The organism is Micromonospora sp. NBC_00617 (assembly GCF_045161355.1).
Lineage (GTDB): Bacteria > Actinomycetota > Actinomycetes > Mycobacteriales > Micromonosporaceae > Micromonospora.
Genome location: NZ_CP107751.1, coordinates 5,845,356 through 5,860,422 on the forward strand (window position 1 = coordinate 5,845,356; position 15,067 = coordinate 5,860,422).

Below are 15,067 nucleotides of genomic sequence, written 5' to 3' on the forward strand. Positions count from 1 at the left end.
CGGCCGGACCGTCCGTGCCGTACGTTTGCGGCGCCCCGGAAGCGGCCTTGATCTTTACCGGCCGGAACCGGGACGATCGACCCGATCGACCCGACACGTGCTCTCTAAGAGGTGAAAGATGGGGCTGGACAACGTCGCGGTGCACTGGCCGCGGACCGGCCGCTTCTATGATCCGGTGGCGCCGGCCGAGTTCGTCGACTTCGGCGAGATCGTCGACCTGCCGCGGATCTCCGCGCCGACGGCGGCGCTGGCCGAGCTGATCGCGAAGACCGGCACCGTCCGGGCGACCGCCTACACCGAGCTGGTGGATCTCCTGCTCGGTCTCGAAGGTGTGTTGTATGCCACAGATGCCGCCGCCGAGGACGAGGATCCGGTGATCGACCCGGACGGCTGCGCCTGGATCGCCGGCGGCATCGAGCGGTTCGTGGCCGGCCACCGGGAGTACGGCGAGACGGTCACCTTCGACTCGGTGAGCACGGTGCTGCGGGCGCTGCTCGGCGACGGCCGGTTGGCCGAGCAGCAGCTGCGCTGGCTGGAGACTCGCCTCGACGCGCTGCGCGACGAGCGCGGTGATCCGCCGCAGTGGAACTTCACCTGTGCGGAGCTGGGCGTGCTGGCCGCGTTCTACCGCCGCTGCGCCGAGCGCGGCTTCGCCGTCTACGCCGACGCCTGAGCGGCCGTCCCGCTCTGCGGGGCGGCCGGGTCGGCGCCGGGCCGGTTGGCCGCCGCGATCACCTGGGTGAGCACCGCGTGCAGGTGCTGCAGGTCCTCGACGGGCAGCCCGAGGCGTTGCACGATCGCGGCCGGGATCCGTTCGGCCTGGGCGCGCAGGGCCGCGCCGGTGGCGGTAAGGGTGACGGCGAGGCTGCGCTCGTCGGCGGCGTCGCGTTCCCGGCGCAGGTAGCCGGCTGCTTCGAGCCGCTTGAGCAGGGGTGACAGGGTGCCCGGGTCGAGCTGCAGCAGGCGGCTGAGGTCGCGACCGGACAGCGGCGCGTGCTGCCACAGCGCCAGCATCACCAGGTACTGGGGGTGGGTCAGCCCCATCGGTTCCAGCAGCGGCCGGTAGACGGCCACCACGCTGCGTGCGGCGACCGACAGGGCGAAGCAGACCTGTTGTTCCAGCGCCAACGGGTCGACGCCCTCCGGCTGCCCACTCATCGGTTGCTCGCTGACTGCATGCTGACTATCGTAGCGATCGTTGGTGCACCAATCATTGGTGTGGCAACTGATCGCGTGGAAGGACCGGGATGAGCGAGAACGGCACGGCGAACAGGACACCGGGCGAGGGTGGTCGCCTGATGCGGTGGACGTTCCGGAACCTCGCCGGCCCGGCCGACGGGGTCGCGGGCGCCGTGCAGGGTGGCTCGGCCGAGGCCCGCGAGGCGTGGAAACGCGACCTGGCCGAGCGCAAGCGCTACACCCAGGAGCAGCGCGACCGCAAGCGGGCGGCCCGCGAAGCCGACCGACGGCGCTGAGCGGGCCGGCTCAGCCGTACGTGTCGCGCGGCCCCCGACCGCGCACCCGGCGCGGCCCCTTCTGCCAGGACGGCGCGGCCGGGCCGTGGATGTGCAGCTTGCGCACCACGTTGTGACCGACCTCCTGGGCGATCTGCTTGAGCAGCGAGCCGGCGAGCAGCCGCAGCTGGGTCGCCCAGGCCGTCGAGCGCGCCTCCACGGTCAGTTCGCCGTTCTCCAGCTTGACCGGCCGGCTGTGCTGGGCGACCTCGGCACCGACCACCCGCTCCCAGGCGCCGAACACGGTGGCCTCGGCGGCGGGCTGCTGCCAGCCGCGCGCCTTGACCAGCCGGTTCAGCACCGCGCTGAGGGGTTGCGGGTCGCGCGGGTCCGGGCCGGGGCCGGAGTAGCCACGCAGCCGCCGCCCCGAGCCGCCGGCACCGTCGGCGCCCGCGCCGCCAGGGGCACGCCGGGTGCGCGCCGCCGCCTGCCGGCGCGACAGCGCCGCGTCGAGCACCGCCCGGGCCAGCTCCGGCCCCGTCGCACCGTCCGCCGGCCCGCCGCCGTCGACCCCGGCCGCGCCACTTCCGGCCACGTCCGGGCCGTCAGCGCCGCCTCCGGTCGCTCCCGACCTCGCGGTACGCGCGCTCGCGGCGTCACCGGCCGGTCGGCCGCTGCCGATGCGGTTGGCGCCTGACCGCCTGGCGTCCGGTTCATCCGACACGGCGTACCGTCCCCTCGCCGACCTGATAGCGGGTGCCGCGCAGCGCGGCCGGCACGTCGTCGTCCACGGCGCAGGTGACCAGCAGCTGACTCGCCCCGCCGACCAGCTCCGCCAGCCGCTCCCGACGCCCGGTGTCCAGCTCGGCGAAGACGTCGTCGAGCACCAGGACCGGCTCGATACCGTCGGCGCGCAGCAGGTCGTAGCCGGCCAGCCGCAGGGCGAGCGCGAAGGACCAGGACTCGCCGTGGCTGGCGTACCCCTTGGCGGGGAGCGGCCCGAGAGACAGGGCCAGCTCGTCGCGGTGCGGGCCGACGAGGGTGGTCCCCCGTTCGATCTCCGCGGTGCGCGAGGCGGCGAGCGCGGTGGTCAGCGCCTCGGCCAGCGTGGCCCGGTCGGTGGTCGGCTCGGCCAGCTCGATGGACGGCCGGTAGGTGATACCGGCCGCGCCCCGCCCGGCGGCCACCGCGTCGTACGCCTTGGCGACGTGCGGGGTGAGCGCGGCGACCAGCTCCAGCCGCCCGGCGAGCAGCTCCGCGCCGTGCTGGGCCAGGTGGGTGTCCCAGACGGCGAGGGTGCCGAGGTCGCCGCCCCGGGTGCCGCCGGTCTTGCGGGCGAGGTACGCGGTGCGCAGCAGGGCGTTGCGCTGCTTGACGACCCGCTCGTAGTCGGCCCGTACGCCCGCGTAGCGGGGTTGCCGGTTGACCAGCAGGTCGTCCAGGTAGCGGCGGCGCTCGGCCGGGTCGCCGCGGACCAGCTCCAGGTCCTCCGGCGCGAAGAGCACCAGTCGCAGGGCGCCGAGCACGTCCCGGGCCCGCCGCGCCGGGGAGCGGCCCAGCCGCGCCCGGTTGGCCCGGCCCGGCACGATCTCCAGCTCGACGAGGAGTTCCCGGCCGTCGTGGACCACCGCGCAGCGGATCACCGCCGAGGTGGCGCCCATCCGGACCAGCGGCGCGTCCGTGGCGACCCGGTGCGAATCCAGGGTCGCCACGTAGCCGAGCGCCTCGACGAGGTTGGTCTTGCCGACGCCGTTGGCGCCGATCAGGACGTTCGCCCCCGGCTGGAGGTCGACGGCGACCCGCTCGTACGAGCGGAAGTCGACCAGTTCCAGTCGGTGGACGTACACAGGTTGTGGATACCGCTCAGCGCTTGTGGACGGCGTGGCCACCGAACTGCTGGCGCAGCGCGGCGACGGCCTTCATGGCGGGTGAGTCGTCCTGCCGGGAGGCGAACCGGGCGAACAGGGAGGCGGTGATGACGTTCAGCGGGACGGCGAGCCGGACCGCCTCGTCGACGGTCCACCGGCCCTCGCCGGTGTCCTCGGTGTAGCCGCTCAGCTCGGCCAGCTCCGGGTCCTCGTCGAGCGCGTGGTCGAGCAGGTCGAGCAGCCAGGAGCGGACCACGGTGCCCTCGCGCCAGGACTTGAACACGCCCGGGACGTTGGTCACCAGCTCGGAGGCGGTCAGCAGCTCGTAGCCCTCGGCGTAGGCGTGCATGAGGCCGTACTCGATGCCGTTGTGCACCATCTTCGAGTAGTGCCCGGCGCCGACGGGGCCGGCGTGCACGAAACCGAACTCACCCTCCGGCTTGAGGGCTTGGAAGATCGGCATGAGCCGGTCGACGTGCTCCTGGGCGCCGCCGACCATCAGCCCGTAGCCGTTCTGCCGGCCCCAGACGCCCCCGGAGACGCCGACGTCCACGTAGCCGATGCCGCGCTCGTTCAACCGCTCGGCCCGGGGAGCGTCGTCGCTGAAGCGGGAGTTGCCGCCGTCGATGATGATGTCGCCGTCGCCGAGTACCTCGGCGAGTTCGTCGATCGTGGCGTCGGTGACGCCGGCGGGCACCATGACCCAGACCGCCCGCGGCGATTCCAGCTTCTGTGCCAGCTCGGCGAGGTTTGCCGCGTCGCTCAGCTGCGGGTTGTGATCGAATCCGACCACCTCGTGGCCGGCAGCCCGCAACCGCTCGCGCATGTTGCCGCCCATCCGGCCGAGTCCTACCAGGCCGAGCTGCATTTGTTCCTACCTCCGTGGATCTGGGTGTTGCTGGGCGCGATCAGCGAGACACGCGGATCGGCATGATGAGGTACCGATACCCCGGAATGGCCTCGCCATCCTCGCCGGCGGGTGAGATCACCGCGGGTTTGAAGGCGTCGACGAACGACAGCACGGCGGTCTGCGAACCCAGGTTCGCCAGGCCGTCGATGAGGTACTGCGGGTTGAAGCCGATGGTCAGCGCGTCACCGGTGAAGGTGGCCTCCATCGCCTCGCTCGCCCGTGCCTCCTCGGAGCCGCCGGCCTCGACCACCAGCCCGTCGGCGCTGAAGCTGAGCAGCACCGGGGTGGTGCGCTCGGCCACCAGGGCGACCCGCTTGACGACCTCGATCAGGGTGCTGACCGACACCCGGGCCTCGGCGTTGTGGGTGGCCGGGAAGAGCGAGCGAACCGGCGGGTAGTTGGCGCCGTCGAGCAGCCGGCTGGTGGTGCGACGGGTACCGCCGGCGAGGCCGACCATGCCCTCTCCCGCCGCGCCCTGAGCGAGGGCGAGGGTGACCTCGCCGCCCAGCGGGCCGAGCGCCTTGGCGGTGTCGTTCAGGGTGCGGGCCGGGACCAGGGCGTTGATGCTGACCTCGGGGTCGTCGGGCCGCCACTGGATCTCGCGCAAGGCCAGCCGGTACCGGTCGGTGGCGAGCATCGACAGCGTGTTGCCGGCGAGCTCGACGCGGACGCCGGTCATCATCGGCAGCGTCTCGTCCCGGCCGGCGGCGATGGCCACCTGGGAGACCGCGGTGGCGAACGCCGCGGCGTCGACGGTGCCGGCGCTCTGCGGCATCTCGGGCAGGGCGGGGTAGTCCTCCACCGGCATGGTGGGCAGGGTGAACCGGGCGCTGCCGCAGACCAGCTCAAGGTGGGCGCCGACCGCGGCGATGTCGACCGGCTTGGCCGGCAGCGCCTTGGTGATCTCGGCAAGCAGGCGGCCGGAGACCAGCGCGGCGCCGTCGGCGTCACCCTGCACCTCGACGGTCACCTGACTGGAAACCTCGTAGTCGAAACCGGAGACCCGCAGGTTGCCGTCGGTGACGCGGAGCATCACCCCGGCGAGCACCGGTACGGATGGCCGGTTCGGCAGGCTCTTCGCGGTCCACGCCACGGCCTCGGCGAGCGCGTCGCGCTCCACTCGGAACTTCATCAATGCCTCCGCGTCGACGTCAGCGACAACTCTCTCATGCCGACCGCTGCCTACCGTCCCGCCCGACCGTGCGGGTACCCATCGCACCTTAGGGCGCGGGGACATCGGCTGTGCGCCCGACCCCGTGGATCGTGTCGATGCTGACCGGCCGGTCCGGCAGCGTTCGGCCCGATCCACAGAAAGCCCAACGGTGATGATTGGTTTTTGTTCTCTTAGAAGAGATAACCCATCGTCTTCATCGCACCTGTGCAAACTGTGGAGAACTCGGGTCTGCGCAGCTCAGACAGGTTATCCACCGGTGAGTTGGCTGTGGAGAACCGGGGGTACAACTGCCTCGGGTGTCCACAGCCCGGCGACGACGGCCGGTTGTCCACCGTTGTCCACCGGTTGTCCACCGGTAATCCACCGACTTTCTCCCCATGCCTGTGGACGACCGAGAAGATCACCATTGCCGTTGTCCCCAGAACCTTCAACAGCTCGTACACAGGCCGACGATCATCGGTGGACAACGTCGTCGTTGTCCCCAGCCGTCCACAGCGTCGTACACAGGGTTTCTCCACAGGCTGTGGGTAACTGGCGGAGGACGGACCGTAGTTATCCACCGACGGTGGATAACGAGCTGTGGACAACGAGTGAGTATCAAGGTGGTCACGGCGTCGATCCTGTGGTCTGCACCATGTCGAGGGTCAAGCCGAACCCGCCCCCGGGAGGTGAGCCGAGGCCCGCCGGAGACCAAAAAAGAACGCCCAGCCGGAGATCCGGCCGGGCGTGTCCGCCGCGTCGTGCGGCGTACCCCTCAGGTGTTCTGCTTGATCCGGTTGGTCAGCTCGGCGATCTGGTTGTAGAGCGAACGCCGCTCGGCCATCTGCTGCCGGATCTTGCGGTCGGCGTGCATGACGGTGGTGTGGTCCCGGCCACCGAACGCCTGCCCGATCCGGGGCAACGACAACTCGGTCAGCTCCCGACACAGGTACATGGCCACCTGGCGGGCGTTGACCAGGACCCGGGAGCGGGACTGGCCGCGCAGGTCCTCCAGGCTCACCCCGAAGTAGTCGGCCGTGGAGACCATGATCTGGTCCGCCGTGATCTCCGGGCCGGCGCCGTCCGGGATGAAGTCCCGCAGCACCTCCTCGGCCAACGACAGCTCGACGGTCGACCGGGTCAGGCTCGCGAACGCGGTCACCCGGATCAGCGCGCCCTCCAGCTCCCGGATCGAGTTCGACACCCGGGAGGCGATGAACTCCAGCACGTCCGGCGGGGCGTACAGCCGCTCCTGCGCCGCCTTCTTCTGCAGGATCGCGATCCGCGTCTCCAGGTCCGGTGGCTGGATGTCGGCGAGCAGGCCCCACTCGAAGCGCGTCCGCAGCCGGTCCTCCAGCGTGGCCAACTGCTTCGGTGACCGGTCCGAGGTGATGACGATCTGCTTGTTGGCGTTGTGCAGGGTGTTGAAGGTGTGGAAGAACTCCTCCTGCGTACGCTCGCGGTTCTCCAGGAACTGGATGTCGTCGATCAGCAGGATGTCGACGTCGCGGTAGCGCCGCTGGAACGCGCTGGTCTTGTCGTCCCGCAGCGAGTTGATGAAGTCGTTGGTGAACTCCTCGGTCGAGACGTACCGCACCGACCGGGCGTTGCCGAGCGTGGTGGCGTAGTGCCCGATGGCGTGCAGCAGGTGCGTCTTGCCCAACCCCGAGCTGCCGTAGATGAACAGCGGGTTGTACGCCTTCGCCGGCGACTCGGCCACCGCCACGCTGGCCGCGTGGGCGAACCGGTTGGACGAGCCGATGACGAACGTCTCGAACATGTACTTCGGGTTCAGCCGGTTGCCGCCGGTGTCGGCGCCGGGCAGCCGGCGGTCGTCGCGGCCGCCCGCGCGGTGTTCCATCCCACTGCGGCCCGGACCGCTGTCCGTCGCACCGTCACGGGGCAGTGAACGGATCACGTGCTGGTCCCGGGGGGACGCGGCGCCCTCGGAGTAGCGGGGCTCATACGGCCGGGTGTCGGGGCCGGGCGGGTCGAGGCGGGCCGCCTGTTCGTCGTACCCGCGCCGCTCGGGCGCCGGTCGGGGCGAGCGCATCGGCTCGACGAAGGCCGCGCTGAAGAGTGCCTCCTGCCCGTCCCGGCTGGCGGGGATCAGACCGGACCGGTGCCCGTCGACGGCCGACGCGGGAGGCGGGCTCGCCGGCGCCGGCGGTATGGGGCCCGCGGGTGGGCGCTGCTGCTCACCGGTGGCCTCGTCGGCCACACCTCGCCCGGTGTACTCGTCGCCGAGCGGGGCGGACGGCGGATCCTCGACGTCGGGCAGCCCCGGCTCGGGGGTGCTGCGGTAGACGGTGCCGGCCGGGCGTCCGGTGGCGTCCTCGGCCACCCGCACCGTCACGGCCACCTGGATCGGCCGGCCGAGCCGGCGGGTCAGCGCCTCGGTGATCGCTGGGCGGAGCCGCGACTCGATCACGTCTCGGGTGAACGCGTCCGGTACGGAGAGCAGCGCGGTGTCCTCGACGATCGCCCGGAGGCGGGTCAGCCGGAGGTAGGCACGCTGCTGGGCGGAGATGATCTCGTCGGCGAGCTCGTCGGTCGCCGCCAACCACACCGCGGCAAGGTCGGTCGTACCGGCCACCGTCGTGCCACCCCCTCGCCTCTGCTCCCGGCCGCCGCTGTCTGCCAGCCGGCCGTCCCGGGCCCGCCGCGTGCGCGGGTGGAACAACACCCACCCGGACAGCTGACCAGCGGTCGTCCACAGGTTATCCACAGCCTGTGTACCGACCGATTGTGGTCGCCCGCCGGGCGCGGGTGGGACCTGCCCCCTGCCTGGACGTGCGCTGAAGCGGGTTCACCGTGCCGAACGATTCACCAGCGTGTCCGGTCTTGCCTGCGCGCGACGACCGGAGCTTCCGACGCTCACCGCAATCGGGCACGGTAACAGCGTTGTCCCTGCCCCATCAACCGGCGACGCGGCAGCGGCCTTGTCGGCATCAGCGAAAACCTCCCCTTCGGTCCCGGGCGCGTCCCGATGTTCCCCCCCGCTGTGGGTGTTTGACGGTCATTGCACCCCTGCGTAGGCTGGAGCGGCTGCTCTCTCGTCCTCTGCTAGGGTGATGGGTGCTTGCTGTCCGCGGTCGCATCCCCGCACCGCCGAGGTCCGGCTCCGCAGGGCAGCACCGATCGGTGGCCACCGTCGAGGTGGCCTGGACCACCCCACGACCCCGGCGATCCCGTCGCGCGGGGCGCGTACGAAAACGGAGAGCCTGACGTGAGCAAGCGCACCTACCAGCCGAACAACCGCCGGCGCGCGAAGACCCACGGCTTCCGGCTGCGCATGCGCACCCGTGCCGGCCGTGCCATCCTCTCGAGCCGCCGCGCCAAGGGTCGCACCACCCTGTCGGCCTGAGCCGACCGGGCCGGTCCGGGGGACGTGGGCAGTCGTGCTGGCCGCCGCACAGCGACTGCGGCGTAGCACCGACTTCGCCGCAGCGGTTCGCGGTGGCCGACGCGTAGGCCGAGGCGCGATCGTGGTCCACCTGACCATGCCGTCGACCACCGGGACCGGCACAACGACCTCGCCGGAGCCGGCGCGGGACACCGTTGCGGAGCAGCCCTCCGCCCCGGCCCGCGCCGGCTTCGTCGTATCCAAGGCCGTCGGCAACGCGGTGGTCCGTAACAAGGTTCGGCGTCGACTGCGGGCGTTGGTCCGGGAGCGGCTCGGCGCGCTGCCCGCCGGCAGCACCCTTGTCGTCCGGGCGCTGCCCGCTGCGGCTGACGCGTCGTATCCCCGGCTCGCCACGGACCTGGACTCCGCCATCGCGGTTGCCCGGTCGCCCCGGGAAAGGCGGTCCCGGTGAGCACTGACCCGACCGCCACGCGCCCGACGTCAACCGGTGCCAGGGTGCTGATCGCGCCCATCATCGCGTACCGTCGGTGGATAAGTCCGGCACTGCCGGCTCGCTGTCGGTTCTACCCGTCGTGCAGTGCGTACGCCCAGGAGGCGGTGTCCCGGCACGGCGCGCTCCGGGGAGCCGCGCTGGCGGTCCGGCGGTTGTTGCGCTGCCACCCCTTCCACCCTGGTGGACATGACCCGGTGCCGGAGCCGGGCGGTCGCCGCCGTGCCGATGTGACTGGAGCACCGAATTGAGTCTCGACTGGATCTACTACGCGATTTCGTGGATCCTGCTGACCTGGCACTCCGCCTGGGACGCCATCGGGGTGCCCGTCGACGCGGTGATCGGCACCAACTTCGCCTGGATCCTGGCCATCGTCTTCCTGGTGGTCTCCGTCCGGGTGATCCTGTTCCCGGTCTTCGTCAAGCAGATCAAGTCCCAGCGGGCGATGCAGGCATTGCAGCCCAAGGTCAAGGAGCTGCAGGAGAAGCACAAGGGTGACCGGGAGACGCTCCAGAAAGAGATGATGGAGCTCTACCGGAAGGAAAAGGCCAACCCGCTGATGGGCTGCCTTCCGATGTTCCTCCAGATCCCCGTCTTCCTGGGCCTCTTCCACGTGCTGCGTCGACTTGACCCCTTCAAGTCGGAAGACAAGAAGACGATCTACGGCTGGACCGTCGACCAGTTCAACAGCGCCTCGCACGCGAAGCTCTTCACCGCGCCCCTGTCGGGCAAGTTCGGGTCCACCGCTGAGGAGCTGTCCCGGCTCGGCGCGAACGGCACCACCGTCAAGGTGATCGCCGGCATCCTGGTCCTCATCATGATCGGCACCACCTACCTGACCAGCCGTCAAATGATCCTCAAGACCGGCTGGGCCGAAGACCCGCAGCAGCGGATGATCCAGCGGCTGATGCTCTACGGCATCCCGGCCTCGCTGCTGATCTCCGGCGCGATCTTCCCGATCGGTGTGATCATCTACTGGGTTACGAACAACCTCTTCACCCTCGGTCAGCAGCAGTGGGTGCTGCGGAAGTTCCCCCCGCCGGTGACCGCCAAGAAGACCACCGCCCCCGCCGCCACTCGCGGCCCGGTGCAGCCCGCCAAGTCGGGCGGCCTGTTCGGCCGCGGCAGGGCCACCCCCGCGGCCCCGGTCAAGGCGACCGCCCCGAAGGTGGCGGGCCCGAAGCCGGGCGCCAAGCCGGCCAACCCAAAGAAGAGCCGCCCGGCCAAGCGGCAGGGCTGACCCCCGTAGGGCCGCCGTCGGGCAACCGGCGGCGGCCCGACCCCGCACCGCGCAGCCGCCGTACGGCCGGCGCCGGGCGGAACCGACCGCGCACGACGCGGTAACGGGCGACACTGCCCGTACAGACGTGCCCGTGGGCACCGGCGACCTCCCGCCGGCCCCGGGAAACCAGCGGACCCGACGGTCCGGCCGAGCGAGTACGGAGATGAGACCGTGACCGAGACCAGCATCCCCCGCACCGAGCAGTCCTTGGACGAGGAGGAGACCGCGACGCTCGCGGTGGACGGCGACGACACCGAGGCCGACGACACCGAGGCCGACGGCGACGAGGCCGACGGCGACGAGACCGAGGCCACCGCCGGTGGTCGTGAGAAGAAGTCCGTGGGCGAGTCCGACCTGTTCCGGCAGAGCGAGATCGCGGCCGACTACGTCGAAGGGCTGCTCGACATCCTCGACTACGACGGCGACATCGACGAGCTGGTCGCTGGCGGCCGTCCGGTGGTCGAGGTCGTCGGTGCCCGACTGCAGAACCTGGTCGGCCAGCGCGGCGCCACCCTGGAGGCGCTCCAGGAGCTGACCCGGCTCGCCATCTTCCGGCAGACCGGTACGCCGAGCCGCCTGCTGCTCGACGTCGGTGGCTACCGGGCGAACCGCCGTAAGGAACTCGCCGCCGTCGCCAAGAACGCCGTCGAGAAGGTCAAGGAGTACGGCGAGCCGGTGCGCCTGGAGGCGATGTCCGCGTTCGAGCGCAAGTGCGTCCACGACGTCGTCAACGCCATGGCCGGCGTGGAGAGCGAGTCGGAGGGCGTCGAGCCCAACCGCCGCATCGTCGTGCGGCCGGCGGACTGACCGGGTGACCCACGACGACACCACGGCCGACGCCGTGACCGGCCCGGGCGGCACGCCGTCCGGGCCGTCCGCTGTCCGGCGTGCCACTCCGGGCACCGACACCGACGGCGGCCCGTCCCTGGCTCTCGGAGCCGACGGCTCGCCACCGGCCGCCCCGTCAGACGGCCCACCGTCGCCGTCGGACGTCGCGCTGCCGCCCGAGCTGGCGCCGGCCGCACTGACTCTCTTCGGTGACCGGCTCGACCTGGCCGCCGCGTACGCCGAAATCCTGGCCACCGACGGCGTGGTCCGCGGTTTGATCGGCCCGCGCGAGGCGCCCCGGATCTGGGACCGTCATCTCCTCAACTGCGCCGCGGTGGTCGAGCGCATTCCGACCGAGGCGCGCGTGCTCGACGTGGGCTCCGGCGCCGGGCTGCCCGGTCTGGTGCTGGCCATCGCGCGCCCCGACCTGACGGTCACCCTGATCGAGCCGCTGGCTCGGCGGACGTCGTTCCTGATCGAGGTCGTCGAGCGGCTCGGCCTGACCAGGTCGGTACGGGTGTTCCGCGGCCGGGCCGACGAAGCCGCCAGCGGATCGAGTGGCCGGGAGCCGATCAGCGGCGACGTGGTGACGGCCCGCGCGGTCGCGCCGCTGGACCGATTGGCGACCTGGTGCCTCCCGCTCGCCGTGCGGGGCGGACGGCTGCTGGCGCTCAAGGGATCGTCCGCCGCCGCGGAGATCGAGGAGCACGCCGACGTCGTGGCGCGACTCGGTGGCGGGGAAGCCGCCGTACACCTCTGTGGTGTCGGGGTGATCGATCCGCCCACGACCGTGGTGGAGATCGTCCGTGAGCGGATGGTCGGTCCGGTCCGGCCGGCCGCGAGCAAGCGCTCCCGAGGCGGGCGAGCCCGACGCCGCTGACCATCGCGCCATCGGGCGTCCGGTCGGAGGGTTGCCTCGTTGTACCGGTACGGATGGACGAGCTAATGAGAACCCGACGTGGACCGGCCGCGCCCGTCCGCCGTAGGCTGGCCGCGCGTCGATAATGTGGAGCGGCCGACGGACGTCGCGGACTCCGACCGCTCCCGAGGGGCCGTACGCTCCGGGGTGCGAGCGCGGGTGTGGCCAAGTTGACCGGGGCGCGGACCGACCATCCGAAGCGGGCAGGGATGACAGGTGCATGACGACGGCAGGTACGACGATCCACGCGTGACCGGGTCAACCAGCGACCCGGTTTCACGTGAAACCGACTACCCCAGCTGGTCGCCCGGTGTCACCGGGGCGTCCACCCCTCCGGCGGACGGCGATCCGCTGGCATCGCGGGACGACCCGGCGATTCACCTCGCCGGGTTGGAGACTCCCGAGCCGACGGCTGGTCGTCGAGCATCGGACGGACCCAGCCGACCGGTCAACGCGGCCGAGGTGCGACAGCCGCTCGGCCGGCGGAACGCGGCTGCCGCGGTTCGCTTCGAGTCGGCAGTGCCGCACCAGCCGACCGCTGCGGCGGCACGCGATGCGGCGCCGGCGGTCCCGGACGTACCGGTCGCGTCGACCGAGTCGCTGGCCGCGGTAGCGGCCGATCCCACGTACGTTTCACGTGAAACCCCGACGCGCGAAGAGGATGACCCACCGTTGGCTATGGAGGCGATGCGCGCCGTGCAGATCCTGAATCCCAGTGGCGAGGTGACCATGCCTCGACCGGACCGGACCCGGGTCATGTGCGTCGCCAACCAGAAGGGCGGCGTGGGTAAGACCACGACCACGGTCAACCTCGCGGTGGCACTCGCCCTGCATGGCAACCGGGTGCTCGTGGTCGATCTCGACCCACAGGGCAACGCCTCGACCGGCCTCAACGTCCCGCACCACACCGGCATCCCCGACGTGTACGACTGTCTGATCAACAGCGTGCCGCTCTCCGAGGTGGCGCAGGCGGTCGAGGGCATCCCCAACCTGTGGTGCGTACCGGCCACGATCGACCTCGCCGGCGCGGAGATCGAGCTGGTGTCGGTGGTGGCGCGGGAGTCGCGCCTCGACCGCGCGATCGCCGCCTACCCGGGCCAGTTCGACTACGTCTTCATCGACTGCCCGCCCTCGCTCGGCCTGCTCACGGTCAACGCCCTGGTCGCCGCGCAGGAGGTGCTGATCCCGATCCAGTGCGAGTACTACGCCCTGGAAGGGCTCAACCAGCTGATCAACAACATCAACCTGGTGCGGCAACACCTCAATCCGAAGCTCGACGTGTCCACCATCCTGCTCACCATGTACGACCGGCGTACCCGCCTCGCGGACGCGGTCGAGCAGGACGTCCGGAACCACTTCGGCGACAAGGTCCTCCAAGCGGTCATCCCCCGCAACGTGCGGGTCTCCGAGGCACCCAGCTACGGCCAGTCGGTGATGACCTACGATCCCGGTTCGCGGGGTGCCACGAGTTACTTCGAGGCTGCCCAGGAGATCGCCGAGCGGGGCGTCAAGGAGCCGGTGGGTCGGAATGCGTAGTGGGGACAAGTCGCTGGGAGGCGTGGCATGAAGAACCGTCCTCGGGGCGGTCTGGGACGGGGCCTGGGGGCGCTCATCCCGACCGGGCCGGTGCCGGGTGCCGCCGGCACCGTGACGGCCGAACCGGAGAACGGGCACGTTGACGTCGACGACGGTGCGGCGGCCGGGCCCCAGTCGACGGCTCCCGTCGTGTCCACCGTCCACCCGCCCGAGCCCACGCTCAGTCCGGTGCCCGGTGCCCGGTTCGCGGAGATCCCGGTCGACGCGATCGTGCCGAACCCGAAGCAGCCCCGCCAGGTCTTCGACGAGGAGGCGCTGGAGGAACTGAAGACCTCGATCCAGGAGGTCGGGTTCCTTCAGCCGATCGTCGTGCGCCAGCTCGACGACGACAAGTACGAGTTGGTGATGGGCGAGCGCCGTTGGCGGGCCGCCCAGGCGGTGGGCCGGGAGAACATCCCGGCGATCGTCCGGGACACCCGTGACGACGCGATGCTCCGCGACGCGCTGCTGGAGAACATCCATCGGGCCAACCTGAACCCGTTGGAAGAAGCCGCCGCGTATCAGCAGTTGCTGGAGGAGTTCGGCGCCACCCACGAGGAGTTGGCCCGCCGGATCGGCCGCAGCCGGCCGCAGATCTCCAACACGATCCGGCTCTTGAACCTGCCGGCGCAGGTGCAGCGCCGGGTTGCCGCGGGCATCCTGTCCGCCGGCCACGCCCGCGCGCTGTTGAGCCTCGACGACTCGGAGGCCCAGGAGCAGTTGGCGTTGCGGATCGTGGCCGAAGGTCTGTCGGTGCGGGCGACCGAGGAGATCGTGGCCCTTACCCTGAACGACGGCCCCGCGAAGGGTCAGGCCACCAAGCGGCGACCGAAGCCGCACGCGCCCGCGCTGTCGGATCTCGCCGATCGACTGTCCGACCGCTTCGATACCCGGGTGAAGGTGGACATCGGCCGGAGCAAGGGCAAGATAACGATCGAGTTCGCCACGGTGGACGACCTGGAGCGGATCGTCGGCATCATCGGCGTGCCGCAGGAGGAGGGGACGGAGGACTGATCGTCCCGTCTCCAACCACGGCCGCGCATCCCCTCGGGTGCGCGGCCGTTTCGTATCCGTCCTCGTTTCACGTGAAACGGCACCACGTGTTCAGCGGTCAGGACCTGTTCGCTCTCGGCTGCCCGGCCCACCCGGATTCCGGTGTCGGCTCGGCCGCAGGTGCCGCTTCGGCGGCGGGGCATGAACGGTCCCATCTCGGTGCGGCTG

At 71.1% G+C, this 15,067-nt stretch carries 16 protein-coding genes; 10 read left to right on the forward strand and 6 right to left on the reverse strand.

What is annotated here, in order from left to right; genetic code table 11:
- Positions 1-118: 118 nt before the first annotated feature.
- The gene (locus OG505_RS26935) at positions 119-673 is read left to right on the forward strand and encodes a hypothetical protein (protein WP_234584449.1); all 555 of its coding nucleotides are present in this window, start codon (positions 119-121) and stop codon (positions 671-673) included.
- Here OG505_RS26935 and OG505_RS26940 read toward each other — a convergent pair.
- Positions 658-1,158 (reverse strand): MarR family winged helix-turn-helix transcriptional regulator, encoded by a 501-nt coding sequence (locus tag OG505_RS26940; RefSeq protein ID WP_405428735.1) that lies wholly within the window; start codon positions 1,156-1,158, stop codon positions 658-660. The two genes, OG505_RS26935 and OG505_RS26940, sit on opposite strands and share 16 nt — an antisense overlap.
- A gap of 89 nt (positions 1,159-1,247) precedes the next feature.
- On the opposite strand from OG505_RS26940, the gene OG505_RS26945 reads away from it, so the two are divergent.
- Positions 1,248-1,475, forward strand: coding sequence for a hypothetical protein (locus OG505_RS26945; RefSeq protein ID WP_405428737.1), 228 nt, complete (start codon positions 1,248-1,250; stop codon positions 1,473-1,475).
- 10 nt (positions 1,476-1,485) lie between these two features.
- On the opposite strand, the gene OG505_RS26950 is transcribed toward OG505_RS26945, so the two are convergent.
- The 5 genes from OG505_RS26950 to dnaA all read right to left on the reverse strand — a co-directional run bounded on the left by OG505_RS26950 (position 1,486) and on the right by dnaA (position 7,981).
- Positions 1,486-2,136 (reverse strand): DUF721 domain-containing protein, encoded by a 651-nt coding sequence (locus OG505_RS26950; protein ID WP_405434728.1) that lies wholly within the window; start codon positions 2,134-2,136, stop codon positions 1,486-1,488.
- Positions 2,137-2,167: 31 nt separating this feature from the next.
- Complete coding sequence (gene recF / locus OG505_RS26955) at positions 2,168-3,301, reverse strand: DNA replication/repair protein RecF (protein ID WP_405428739.1); 1,134 nt, start codon at positions 3,299-3,301, stop codon at positions 2,168-2,170.
- 16 nt (positions 3,302-3,317) lie between these two features.
- Entirely contained in the window at positions 3,318-4,190 is an 873-nt protein-coding gene (gene gnd / locus OG505_RS26960) for a phosphogluconate dehydrogenase (NAD(+)-dependent, decarboxylating) (protein ID WP_405428740.1), read from the reverse strand.
- A 40-nt stretch (positions 4,191-4,230) separates the two neighbouring features.
- Positions 4,231-5,364: a DNA polymerase III subunit beta gene (gene dnaN / locus OG505_RS26965; RefSeq protein ID WP_405428742.1), complete on the reverse strand. Its 1,134-nt coding sequence runs from the start codon at positions 5,362-5,364 to the stop codon at positions 4,231-4,233.
- Between the two features lie 796 nt (positions 5,365-6,160).
- The gene (dnaA, locus tag OG505_RS26970; RefSeq protein ID WP_405428743.1) at positions 6,161-7,981 is read right to left on the reverse strand and encodes a chromosomal replication initiator protein DnaA; all 1,821 of its coding nucleotides are present in this window, start codon (positions 7,979-7,981) and stop codon (positions 6,161-6,163) included.
- 633 nt (positions 7,982-8,614) lie between these two features.
- Here dnaA and rpmH point away from each other — a divergent pair.
- The 8 genes from rpmH to OG505_RS27010 all read left to right on the forward strand — a co-directional run bounded on the left by rpmH (position 8,615) and on the right by OG505_RS27010 (position 14,860).
- Positions 8,615-8,752 carry a 50S ribosomal protein L34 gene (gene rpmH, locus OG505_RS26975; RefSeq protein WP_007453904.1) on the forward strand — a complete coding sequence of 46 codons (138 nt, stop codon included), beginning with the start codon at positions 8,615-8,617 and terminating at the stop codon, positions 8,750-8,752.
- A gap of 34 nt (positions 8,753-8,786) precedes the next feature.
- A complete protein-coding gene (gene rnpA / locus OG505_RS26980) occupies positions 8,787-9,203 on the forward strand; it encodes a ribonuclease P protein component (protein WP_405428746.1) in 417 nt (138 codons plus the stop codon).
- Entirely contained in the window at positions 9,200-9,493 is a 294-nt protein-coding gene (yidD, locus tag OG505_RS26985; protein WP_405428748.1) for a membrane protein insertion efficiency factor YidD, read from the forward strand. Before rnpA ends, yidD begins: the two co-directional genes overlap by 4 nt.
- Positions 9,490-10,482, forward strand: a complete 993-nt coding sequence (yidC, locus tag OG505_RS26990) for a membrane protein insertase YidC (RefSeq protein ID WP_405428750.1) — start codon at positions 9,490-9,492, stop codon at positions 10,480-10,482. Before yidD ends, yidC begins: the two co-directional genes overlap by 4 nt.
- A 213-nt stretch (positions 10,483-10,695) precedes the next feature.
- Positions 10,696-11,331 (forward strand): protein jag, encoded by a 636-nt coding sequence (locus OG505_RS26995; RefSeq protein WP_405428751.1) that lies wholly within the window; start codon positions 10,696-10,698, stop codon positions 11,329-11,331.
- Between the two features lie 190 nt (positions 11,332-11,521).
- Positions 11,522-12,232, forward strand: a complete 711-nt coding sequence (gene rsmG, locus OG505_RS27000; protein WP_405434730.1) for a 16S rRNA (guanine(527)-N(7))-methyltransferase RsmG — start codon at positions 11,522-11,524, stop codon at positions 12,230-12,232.
- A gap of 501 nt (positions 12,233-12,733) precedes the next feature.
- Positions 12,734-13,807 carry a ParA family protein gene (locus OG505_RS27005; RefSeq protein WP_405434732.1) on the forward strand — a complete coding sequence of 358 codons (1,074 nt, stop codon included), beginning with the start codon at positions 12,734-12,736 and terminating at the stop codon, positions 13,805-13,807.
- A gap of 27 nt (positions 13,808-13,834) precedes the next feature.
- A complete protein-coding gene (locus OG505_RS27010; protein WP_405428753.1) occupies positions 13,835-14,860 on the forward strand; it encodes a ParB/RepB/Spo0J family partition protein in 1,026 nt (341 codons plus the stop codon).
- Positions 14,861-15,067 lie beyond the last annotated feature (207 nt).